Origin of the sequence: uncultured Mailhella sp. (assembly GCF_905187505.1) — a bacterium.
Classification (GTDB): Bacteria; Desulfobacterota; Desulfovibrionia; order Desulfovibrionales; family Desulfovibrionaceae; genus Mailhella.
In genome coordinates this window covers 22123-32295 of record NZ_CAJJIC010000014.1, presented here as the reverse complement: position 1 = coordinate 32295, position 10173 = coordinate 22123, and the positions used below count along the sequence as shown (strand labels likewise).

Sequence of the window (10173 nt, the reverse complement as noted above, 5' to 3'; positions counted from 1 at the left end):
GTCCCATGGTGGAACGCTTGCCGAGCACGATGGCGGCGGCAAGAGCGGCGGAGCCGGAACTCATGTGCACCACGGCGCCGCCGGCGAAGTCAAGGGCGCCCATCTTCATGAGCCAGCCTCCGCCCCACACCCAGTGGGCCATGGGGCAGTACACCACAAGCAGCCAGAGCGTGGAAAAGAGAAGCATGGCCTGGAAGTGTATGCGCTCGGCATACGCGCCGGAGATGAGCGCGGGAGTCAGCGCGGCGAACATGCACTGGAAGGCCATGAACGCAAGCGCAGGGATGGAACCGCCTTCCAGAGGCTCCTTGCCCACGCCGAAAAGCATGATGTTCTCAAGGCCGCCGATAAGTCCGTGAATGTCCGGACCGAACGCCAGCGTGTAGCCCACAAGGGGCCAGAGCAGCGCGCCCACGCCGAGAAGAACAAAACTGTGCATGGTGGTGGAAAGCACGTTGCGGGAAGCCACGAGCCCGCCGTAGAACAGAGCGAGCGCCGGCACCATGAGCATGACCAGCATGGCGCTGACAAGAACAAAACCCGTATCGGCAGCGTTCATAGATATTTCCTCCTTCATCCTGAACGTCAGATTCTGCATTCTTGTCTGCACATACCGTGCCAATTTCGCAAAAATAATCCAACATGGTGAAATAATGTGACTCTTTTTCGTTTCGTCCACAGTTTTTCAGTACGAAAAAATATCGTTCTGTCTTTGCAGATCCCGGGGGCTTTTCCGCCTCATTCTGACGAAAGGCATAAATAGCCTGTATTTTCAACAGGAAAGCACTGTTGATATTTTTTTGTATCACGAGATGGGAAATTCCGGCCCCATTTCGTACCTTCGCCCGCCCATCGACGTTTTCTGCGCCCGCAGCCCACTCCGCAGGCCTCAAACGACCGCACCGTCAGGTCTCGTCTTCAGCAAAAAGAAACAAAAAAGGCCTTCATCTTCGTCCGTTACGAAAGATGAAGGCCCGACGTTGCGCAGATCGGACACGCCCCGGCAGGAAGGCCTGCCTGTCACGCGGAGCAAAAGCCCCGGCAGGAAGGCCTGCCTGTCACGCGGAGCAAAAGCCCCGGCCGTTTTCCCTGCGGAAGGAGCGTACCCCTTCCGTGCTCCGGTCGGAGCCGCATGAGGCACGGAAAACGATGCTGTGAAAAAACGCAGGAAAGACTAATGCATGGAGCAGGCTTCGAGAGCCTTGTCGAGCGTGGCGGTATGATCGCGCAGACGACCATAGGCAAAAAAGTACCGGTGCAGGGTCCACGCCTCAAGGTCAAGGATGTCGAGCTTGCCCTCGCTTTCATCGCAGAGGAAGGGCTTTATGGCCTCCACCACTTCCGCATCCGGGAAGACCTCGCCTTCGTAGCTTATGCGCAGAAGATCGCCGGAAAGCTCCACGGCATCGGGAATGTACCAGTCTTCCAGCACGGCGCGCACGGCTCGGAAGGTCTCTTCCGTGGCGGGATTGAGGGCCCCGTAGGCCTTGACGAGAACAGGTCGCATAAAGGCTCCATGTCGACGCAGCGCCCCGCAAGGGGCGCACCGACAGAAACGCCGCGCCCGGAAAGCCGGACGCGGCGCAGGTTTCAGAGTTTTACGCCTCAGCGCATGGCGCCCATGATGGACATGGAAGCGTTCTTGAGAACGTCGGCCAGAGTGCTGGAAAGCGTTTCCTCGGCAAGGGCTGCGCCGGGAATGCCGGTCTTTTCCTGCTGGGAGGCAAAGCTTCTGGTCACCGTGGCCTGCTTCTGGCTGTAAAGACGGGTCTGGATGCGGATGACGGCATCGTAGTTGCTCATGCTCTTTTCCGTAAGCCACACGCGTTCCACCACGCCGCCCACGATGTAGTCGGGCTGACCGGCCTGCGCCTGGGCCATGGAGGTGGCCAGGGACACCTGAGCGCCCTGACGGGCCAGCTCGTCGGCGAGAGACTGACTCACCCATTCCGCCACGCTGGAGCTGGGCTGGAAGGGGCTGCCGTCCTTGCGGACGCCGACGTCTATGCGACCGCGCTGATCCTCGAAGACCACCACGGCGACACGGGGAGCCGTGGCCACGGGCAGCGCCGACGCCCCGCCGGGATTATAAAGCAGGCGGACATTATTCTGTGCCAGGCATCCGGTAAGGGCGGCAAGCATCAGCACCGCGCAGAACAACAGGGAAAGACGACGGAAATGATTCATACCTCAACTCCTGAAAAAGGGATTTCACACCTTAGCGTTTTTGCGGCCGGGACGCAACGCCGCAGGCCGCTAAATCCCCATGCGGGCCTGATACAGACGGCCGCCGCGAAGCACCTGAAGCAGTATCTGTCTATTGAGGAAGTCTCGGCGGAACGCATCCAGAAAGGCCGTGCGCGAATCCGTGACGCGGCCGGAAACGGCCGTGATGACATCGCCCTTTTCCAGTCCCAGACGGGCGGCGGGAGAACCGGCCTTTACCTGCGTGACCACGGCACCGTTTCGTCCGTCCTTCACGGATATGCCCCAGCGGCGCAGCGCCAGCGATTCGGCCGCCTTGTCATCGAAGTCCGTCGCCGTCAGAGTATACGCTCTTTCCTTGCCGTCGCGCCATACCTTGAGCGATATGGGCGCATGGGGCTGGTGATTTCGCATGAGGGAAAGGAACTTGTCCCTGTCGGTGACGGCGTTGCCGGACATCTCCATGATGACGTCGCCGGGGCGAAGTCCCGCCTTGTCTGCCGGTCCGTTCTTGAACACTTCCGTCACGAGCAGCCCCTCGGCTTCGGGAAGGCGCAGATAGCGGGCCGTGCGCGGGTCCACGTTCTGCCCGATGAGCGCAAGCCACGGAGTGCTGACGTGCCCCTGATCAAGAATCTCGTCCACCACGCGGCGGGCCTTGCTGATGGGAATGGCGAAACCTATGCCCTGCGCCTTGTCGTAAATGGCGGTGTTGATGCCGACAAGCTCCCCGAGCACGTTGAGCAGGGGGCCTCCGCTGTTGCCGGGATTGATGGCGGCATCGGTCTGAATGAGATCCGTGAACACGCCGTCCTCGGCTTCAATGGTGCGGTCCAGCGCGGAAACGACGCCCGTGGTCACCGTGTGGGAAAAGCCGAAGGGATTGCCTATGGCGATGACGTTCTCGCCGGGCATGAGATCGGTGGAATCGCCCATGGCCACGGAAGGAAGATCCTTCGCGCCCTTGAGACGCAGCACGGCAATGTCGAAGTCCGGTTCCGCGCCCACCACGTCGGCGGAAAAGGTTCGGCCGTCGAGAAGCCTTACGGAAATGGACGAAGCGCCGTTCACCACATGGGCGTTGGTGAGCACGAGGGAGCGGCGGCCGTCGATGATGATGCCGGACCCTATGCTTTCGCCGCGCAGATCGCGTCCGGGAATGTTGAAAAAGAAGTCGAAAGGCGTGAGCTCGGGAGCGGAACGTCTTTCCACCAGCGTGCTTGTGATGTTCACCACCGCCGGAGCAACGGCGCTCACGACGCGCACCGCCGGGGTGACGCGTTCCTGCTGCCTCGCCGTGAACGAAGGCGCGGCCTGAAGGGAAGGAACACCAACGAGACCAAGCAGAAGAAAGCCGAGAAATATGTTACGTATCATGCTGATTTTCATAGTAAACTTCCTCCATGAGGAGGACTGTCCGCGTCCGGAGCGGTGCCGGCGGGCCTTTTTTGCTGACTCCGGGCAAAGGAGTGCGCTCAAAGCGTGCCTCCGCAAGGCACACTCCTTTGTCCGATGATTTTTCGGAAAAAGCCCCGCGCGGACGCAGGGCTACCTGCGATGATCATTCCGTCCCGGATCGTTTCTGCCGGGGACGGGGGGATTGCTTCCGGGCTTCGGCATCGCGGGACGCTGCATGGCGGGCGACTTTTGCGGATTGCCGGGACGGGACGGCGTCACATGACTGTCCGGCCGGGGAGCCGGAGCCTTGTTCACCCCAGGCCCGGGAGCAGGCGCATGCCTGTCGGGACGGGGCGCAGGCGCAGGTCTGGGAGCCTCGGGACGCGGGGCCGGAGGCGCGGGGCGCACGTCATGCCGCACGGGAGCGGGATGATAGTCCGCATAGGCCAGAGAACCCGGCTGCGGCGGAATGCAGCCGGCCAGAAGGAAAAGACAACCGATGGCAACGGGCAGAGCTCTCATGACATACCTCCATGTTCATGAACGTTGCCGGTGCTCCGGACATCGGAGCACGAGGCCGGCACGGCTCCTCCGGACAGGCCTTTCAGTCCGCTCCATGACGGAGGTCGAAACGACAGGAGAAGAAAGGCCCGTCCGCAGGGGGCAGGCCGAAAAAAACGCTAGCGCGTCCGGGGACCCCAGTAGGGGTGGTAATCTGCGGGCGGCGGTCTGTGACCACGGGGCTGCTCGTACCTGTGCTCATCGTGATGGGGCGGCGGAACGACGCAGCCCGACAGGGCAAATCCCGTGCAAAGCAACGCGACAAGAATGAATCGACTCATGACAACTCCTTTTTCTTTCCCATGTCCGCTCACGTCCGCTTGAAGGTCGCCGTGGCCCGAAGGCCGCCTTCCGGTCTGTTTTCCAGCGTCACGTCGCCGCCGTGCATGCGGGCCATGCTGCGAGCGATGGAAAGACCGAGTCCGGTGCCTCCCGTGCTGCGGTTGCGGGAGCGTTCCACCCTGTAAAAGGGCTCAAAAACCTTCTTGAGTTCAGACTCGGCGATGCCGGGTCCGCTGTCGGAAATGATGACGGAAAGCATGTCGTCGCCGTCCACCACGTCCACCACCACGTGGCCGCCGTAGCGCAGGGCGTTGTCCATGAGGTTGGCAAGACAGCGCTTCATGCTGAGCGGACGGGCCTTGAGGGGCCGTATGGAGAACATGGCCTCGGGATCCTGCAGGCGCTCTTCCATGCGGATGTCCTGTCCCATGTCCTGCCGGTCCTCCACGAGACTTTCAATGAGGGACATGACGTCCACCACGGCCACATTCTCGCTCTTGCTGCGTGCGATGTCTATGGTGGTGTCCATGATCTGCTGCAGCTCGCCGATGTCCTTCTGAAGAGGAATGCGCTGACTCTCGTCAAGCTGCTCCACGCGCAGGCGCATTCTCGTAAGCGGCGTGCGCAGGTCGTGCGACACGGCGGCAAGGGTGCGCTCCCGCTCGTCCAGAAACTCCCGTATGCTCGTCTGCATGCGGTTGAAGGCCTGGGCGGCCTCGCGCACTTCCGTGGGACCGGTTTCCGGCAGGGCAGGAGTGCGTATGTCCCGGCCGAAGCGGTCGGCGGCGCGGGCCAGCCTGCGCAGCGGCTTCACGCACAGATAGAAGGCCAGAAGGCTGATGGCCACGAAAAACATTTCTATGGCCATGATGCTGGTAAAGGGGAAATAGGGCATGGGCGGATAGCCGGGCGCGGAATCCTCGATGACCACCCATGTGCCGTCGTGCAGGGGCACCACGGCCGTGGCCTGATACACGGAAGGACCGCGGGTCTTCTTGTCCTTGGTGAAGTACTGGCATACGGACTGGCCGAAGGACTCCATGGGGCTCGGCAGATTCAGCTCACGAACGGCCAGAACGCCGCGGCGAGGCACGTCCTCGCTCATGCGACTCGTCCCGCTGCCGTGCCCCGTGCCGTGCATTCCTCCACGGCCGTGGCCCGTGCCGTGCATTCCTCCACGGCCGTGGCCCGTGGGCATGTCGCCGTAAAGGCGCGCGAGGGACACGTTCAGCATGTATTCCATGAGCTCCGACATTTCCTTCAGGTCCTCGTGCACGGACACGGAAGGCCGCGTGGACATGAAGCGCACGAAAAAGCCGCGGCTGTTGAGCTGCTCGCGCAGGACGAAGCGGATTTCCGGCGACGTGGCGTCGAGCAGCACGGCCACTTCCGCCATGCGGCGGGCCCTGTCGGCCATGAGCCCGCGCATGAAGTAGAAATGCCGGGATTCCCCCGCATAAATGGTGGTGAGCAGAAGAAGCGCAAAAAAACCGGCCGAAAAAATGAGTATGAGCCTGGCCAGAAGAGAATCCGGCGACAGGCGCGAGGCAAGACGCCTCAGTCGGCAGAGCACGCCGCGCTTTTCCCCGGACCGGCTCCGGCTTTCCGCAACGGCCATGACTACTCCGCCGTGATGGCGCTGGTGAACACGTAGCCGTCACCGCGCACCGTCTTTATGAGCTTGTTCTCGCGTCCCTTGTCGCCGTCGCCGGTGTCGCGCAGACGAGCGCGCAGACGGCACACCTGCACGTCGAGACTGCGGTCGAAGGGGCTGCGGTCGGTTTCCTGCCCCTGCAGCTCGTCCTGAATGAAGTCACGGCTGAGCACCTTCTGCGGATGCTCGAGAAAAATGGTGAGCAGACGGTATTCCGCGCCGCTCAGGTTCACCACCATGCCGCCGGGAGCAATGAGATGACGCGCAGAAATGTCCAGCGTCCAGCCGCTGAAATGATAGGCCTTTTCCGGACGTCCGGCTTCTGCGGACGTGTCCGTCGTCCGTCCGGAGCGGCGAAGCACGGCGCGGATTCTGGCCAGAAGCTCGCGCGGCTGGAAGGGCTTGACCACATAGTCGTCCGCCCCGAGCTCCAGCCCAACCACGCGGTCGGCGGTGTCGCCGAGGGCGGTGAGAAAGATGACGGGGACGGAGGCGAGGCTTTCCGAGGCGCGCAGACGGCGGCAAAGCGACAAACCGTCCTCGCCCGGCATCATGATGTCGAGCACGATAAGGTCGGGCACTTCGTTTTCCAGACTCTCGAACATGGCCTTGCCGCCGTCGGCCACTCGAACGGTGAATCCGTGCTGGCGAAGATAGTCGGCCATGAGGTCGCGGATGTCCTGATCGTCGTCGACGACAAGAAGGGAAAGCGAGGGCTTTTGAGCGGTATCGGTATCGGGCATGGCAGATTCCTCCAGAACAGTCTGAAAAGACTATAGCCGGGAGTGAAGTTAATCGCACCCTTTTTCCTGTTACAATATGTTTCAGGAAGCTTGCTCCGTCTTGCCCCGCAAGGGAACCGGGCCGCGCCGGACAGACCGCGACACGAAGGAGCCGGACGCGGACGCTACAGCAGACGAAGCTTTTTTTCCACTTCGTCGATGATGTAGCGGGGCGTGGAAGCGCCTGCCGTGAGTCCCACGGTGCGCACGCCCGCAAAGTCCGCTCCGTCGAGCTCGTCGGCCGTTTCCACGAGCACCGTGGGAACGCCGCGCATGCGCGCAAGTTCCGCAAGTCTCTTCGTGTTGCCGCTGGACTTGCCTCCGGCCACCACCATGGCCTGCACGCGTGCCGCAATCTCACCGGCCTCTTCCTGCCTCTCGCGCGTGGCGTCGCAAATGGTGTCGAGCACGGTGAGGGACGAGCCGAATCTCGCGGCAAGGCGCCGATGCATCTCGTCGAAGATAAGACGGTCCTGCGTGGTCTGGGCGGCAAGCACCAGAGGCCGGCCCGTCAGTTCCTCCCCTGCGATGAGCGTCTCAAGGTCGGCAATGGAGGAAAAAATGCGGCTTTCGCCCGCGGCGTAGGAAATGAGTCCCCGAACCTCGGGATGCGACTCCTCGCCGTAGAGCAGAAGTTCCCGTCCCGTGGAGGTGGCCTCGGCAATGGCAAGCTGGGCGTTCTTCACGCGGGGACAGGTGGCGTCCTCCACCCCGGCGCAGCGTTCACGAAGCCTGGCTTCCACGTCGCGGGGAATGCCGTGGGCGCGTATGAGCACGGCCATGTCGCCCTCGGCCTCCTCCACGGAGTGAAGGCAGCGCACGCCCTTGCGGGCGTAGTCCTCAAGCACCTGCGGATTGTGGATGATCTCGCCGAGCGTGGCGACCTTCTCGCCGGAGCGGGCGGCCACGATGGTGTCGAGCTTGTGAAGGGCAAGGGCCACACCCATGCAGAAACCGGCGTGGCTGGCGCGTATGACGTTCATGAGGCATTCTCCGTCAGGATCTGGGTGCGCGACGCAGACGGCGCAGGAAGGGAGAGGTCACGAGGCGAAAATAGTCGCGATGGAAGAACCAGGCGATGACGAGCCACGAGGCCAGAAAAAGCAGACCGCCCACGGCAAGCACGATGAACTGCTGAAGCAGCGGATTCCAGCCGGCCATGAGGCGGAAGCCGTCGTGCATGACGGCAAGCGTGAGGCCGCAGCCGGGCATGGAAATGAGCGCGCTGCGCCACGCCGTGCCCCAGACGCCCGCAAAGGCGCCGTTCGCCCAGCGGCGGCAGGCCACGACCATGAGCGCCAGAGCATAGAGCGCGATGGACACCGTGGTGACCACGGCCACGCCTCTCGCCCCCATGAGCGGAATGAACACGAAATAGGCGGGCACGGCCGCAATCGTGACCAGCGTTCCCACCACGGCGGGCGTCACGGTGTCTTCCATGGCGTAGAAGGCGCGGCCCGTCACCTGCTGCAGAAGCCAGAAGGGCACGGCCACGAGCATGATCTGCAGAAGAGGCGCGGCGCCCATGGTATGGGAGACGGAAAAGCTGCCGCCCTCAAAGATGAAGCCCAGAACCGGACCGGAAGCGGTGATCATCCATGCCGCCACGGGCACGGCCACGATCATGCTGTTCGTCATGGTGCGGCGCAGCGTCGAACGGAACTCGTTCATGTCGCCCTTTGCGGCCAGAGAGGCCAGAAACGGGAAGGACGCCACGCCGGCGGCCTGCGCCACCACGCCCACGGGCACCATCATGATGCGCCTCGCATAGTTGAGCAGGCTTACCGCGCCGTCGCCGGCCATGCTGCCGAAAATGCGCACGAACTGCTCGTCGAGCACCACCACGGACTGACCGATCATGAGCGGCAGGGCAAGGAGCAGAAACTTCTTCATGAGCGGATGCGAAAGATGGAAGGACAGATGAAGTCCGCCTTCCCTCACCGCAATGAGGGGAAGCACGAACGCGCCGAGCGCCGCGCCGAAAAGCACGCCCCAGCAGAAGCCTTCCATGCCGTCGGCAAGGCCGAGCCACGGCAGTCCCACGCCGAAGAGCAGAATGCAGCCGTTGTACACGAGCGGCATGAGCGCGGGCACCGTGAACTGATGCCGGATGTAGAGAATGGCGGAAAGACAGGCACCGGGCAGGAAGAACACCTGAGCCGGAAGCACGATGCGCAGAAACTCGGCCAGGCGTCCGCACTGCTCGGGAGTAAAGCCGGGAGCCACCAGCGGAGCGAGCTTCGACGCGGCCGCAAAGGCCAGCACGGACAAGACGCCTATGGACAGGGTCGCCCAGGAAAACACCGTGCCGAAAAGTCTCCAGCCGTCGGCCTCGTCCTCTTCAAAGCGCCGGGAAAGCAGCGGTATGAGCGTGATGGAAATGTATCCGCCCGCCAGAAGATAGTTCAAAAAGTCCGGCACCACGAAGGCCGCGAAGTAAATGTCGGTCTCGCCCCCGGCTCCGAACTGCCAGGAGATGATCTTGTCGCGGAAAAGGCCCATGAAGCGCGAAACCAGAACGCTGAACGCCATGATGAGGGCGGCCGCCCCCATTTTCTGCCGTGAAGTAAGTGCCATACTCATACCGGAAGGCCCGCAGAGCGGGAAGCAGACAGAATCCTTACGCTTTCCGGCGGGATGACCACATATTCCCGACTGAGAGGACGCCACGGATCCGTCAGTTTCGCATAGGGCAGGCAGTAAAGCGCGCCCGCCTCCAGGCTGCAGTCCATAAAGTGCAGCCCCTCCATATCCATATAATGTCCCACCGTCCAGTGATCCACGTAGGGCTTCTCCGACGGCGGAGCGATGCGCAGAAAACGAAACACGGAAACGAGAGGCATGGGCGGCCGCGCGCAGGAACGCAAGGCTTCCCACACCACATTGCAGGACGTGTCCGGAGTGAAGGGCGCGCTCACGCAAAGAGCGGGAAACTCATGCCGTCTGACGTCGTCGAGCATGTAGTCCACAAGCGCCACATAGTCCGTCCGGTGCTCGAGAATGCGCGAGAACGTGTCGGCATCCGCCGACTGCGCGAGCAGCACGCGGTTGAATATGCGCCTCGCCTGAAGCGGCCCTATGCTGAAAAGCACCTGCAGCGCGTTGAGCACCGCGTACATGGCGCAGAAATTGTCGATTTTCCCCTGATAGAAAGACTGCATGAACACTCCCGGACAGGCACTTGAAGCAGGAGGACCCGCCGGCCGGGCCAGAAACCATCCTTCTGTTTCCCCTTTCTTAAGGGCATAACGTTACCATGTTATCGAGTCAAGAAGCTGGACAGGCCGCAAC

The 10173-nt window shown here is 62.4% G+C and carries 11 protein-coding genes; all 11 read right to left on the bottom strand.

Annotation, left to right across the window (positions count from 1 at the left end):
* Positions 1–559, bottom strand: a 559-nt coding sequence (locus QZZ60_RS03000) for an ammonium transporter (protein ID WP_367119402.1), incomplete at its 3' end; no start/stop codon positions are given.
* Positions 560–1174: 615 nt separating this feature from the next.
* Positions 1175–1507 (bottom strand): hypothetical protein, encoded by a 333-nt coding sequence (locus tag QZZ60_RS02995; protein WP_295637601.1) that lies wholly within the window; start codon positions 1505–1507, stop codon positions 1175–1177.
* Positions 1508–1605: 98 nt separating this feature from the next.
* Complete coding sequence (locus QZZ60_RS02990) at positions 1606–2187, bottom strand: hypothetical protein (RefSeq protein WP_295637599.1); 582 nt, start codon at positions 2185–2187, stop codon at positions 1606–1608.
* A 69-nt stretch (positions 2188–2256) separates the two neighbouring features.
* Positions 2257–3582: a trypsin-like peptidase domain-containing protein gene (locus QZZ60_RS02985; protein ID WP_295637597.1), complete on the bottom strand. Its 1326-nt coding sequence runs from the start codon at positions 3580–3582 to the stop codon at positions 2257–2259.
* Positions 3583–3753: 171 nt separating this feature from the next.
* Positions 3754–4125, bottom strand: coding sequence for a hypothetical protein (locus tag QZZ60_RS02980; RefSeq protein ID WP_295637595.1), 372 nt, complete (start codon positions 4123–4125; stop codon positions 3754–3756).
* A 158-nt stretch (positions 4126–4283) separates the two neighbouring features.
* On the bottom strand, positions 4284–4445 hold the full coding sequence (locus QZZ60_RS02975) for a hypothetical protein (protein ID WP_295637594.1): 162 nt from the start codon (positions 4443–4445) through the stop codon (positions 4284–4286).
* Positions 4446–4474: 29 nt separating this feature from the next.
* The gene (locus QZZ60_RS02970; RefSeq protein WP_295637592.1) at positions 4475–6064 is read right to left on the bottom strand and encodes an ATP-binding protein; all 1590 of its coding nucleotides are present in this window, start codon (positions 6062–6064) and stop codon (positions 4475–4477) included.
* A 2-nt stretch (positions 6065–6066) separates the two neighbouring features.
* Positions 6067–6843, bottom strand: a complete 777-nt coding sequence (locus tag QZZ60_RS02965; RefSeq protein ID WP_295637590.1) for a response regulator transcription factor — start codon at positions 6841–6843, stop codon at positions 6067–6069.
* 164 nt (positions 6844–7007) lie between these two features.
* Entirely contained in the window at positions 7008–7865 is an 858-nt protein-coding gene (gene ispH / locus QZZ60_RS02960) for a 4-hydroxy-3-methylbut-2-enyl diphosphate reductase (protein WP_295637588.1), read from the bottom strand.
* Positions 7866–7878: 13 nt separating this feature from the next.
* Entirely contained in the window at positions 7879–9459 is a 1581-nt protein-coding gene (murJ, locus tag QZZ60_RS02955) for a murein biosynthesis integral membrane protein MurJ (protein WP_295637586.1), read from the bottom strand.
* 2 nt (positions 9460–9461) lie between these two features.
* Positions 9462–10043 carry a hypothetical protein gene (locus QZZ60_RS02950; protein ID WP_295637584.1) on the bottom strand — a complete coding sequence of 194 codons (582 nt, stop codon included), beginning with the start codon at positions 10041–10043 and terminating at the stop codon, positions 9462–9464.
* Between the last annotated feature and the right edge of the window lie 130 nt (positions 10044–10173).

Coding starts and splice junctions, on each gene's coding strand:
- QZZ60_RS02995 (WP_295637601.1), bottom strand. CDS start 1,507: ATGCGACCTGTTCTCGTCAAGGCCTACGGGGCCCTCAATCCCGCCACG.
- QZZ60_RS02990 (WP_295637599.1), bottom strand. CDS start 2,187: ATGAATCATTTCCGTCGTCTTTCCCTGTTGTTCTGCGCGGTGCTGATG.
- QZZ60_RS02985 (WP_295637597.1), bottom strand. CDS start 3,582: ATGATACGTAACATATTTCTCGGCTTTCTTCTGCTTGGTCTCGTTGGT.
- QZZ60_RS02980 (WP_295637595.1), bottom strand. CDS start 4,125: ATGAGAGCTCTGCCCGTTGCCATCGGTTGTCTTTTCCTTCTGGCCGGC.
- QZZ60_RS02975 (WP_295637594.1), bottom strand. CDS start 4,445: ATGAGTCGATTCATTCTTGTCGCGTTGCTTTGCACGGGATTTGCCCTG.
- QZZ60_RS02970 (WP_295637592.1), bottom strand. CDS start 6,064: ATGGCCGTTGCGGAAAGCCGGAGCCGGTCCGGGGAAAAGCGCGGCGTG.
- QZZ60_RS02965 (WP_295637590.1), bottom strand. CDS start 6,843: ATGCCCGATACCGATACCGCTCAAAAGCCCTCGCTTTCCCTTCTTGTC.
- ispH (WP_295637588.1), bottom strand. CDS start 7,865: ATGAACGTCATACGCGCCAGCCACGCCGGTTTCTGCATGGGTGTGGCC.
- murJ (WP_295637586.1), bottom strand. CDS start 9,459: ATGGCACTTACTTCACGGCAGAAAATGGGGGCGGCCGCCCTCATCATG.
- QZZ60_RS02950 (WP_295637584.1), bottom strand. CDS start 10,043: ATGCAGTCTTTCTATCAGGGGAAAATCGACAATTTCTGCGCCATGTAC.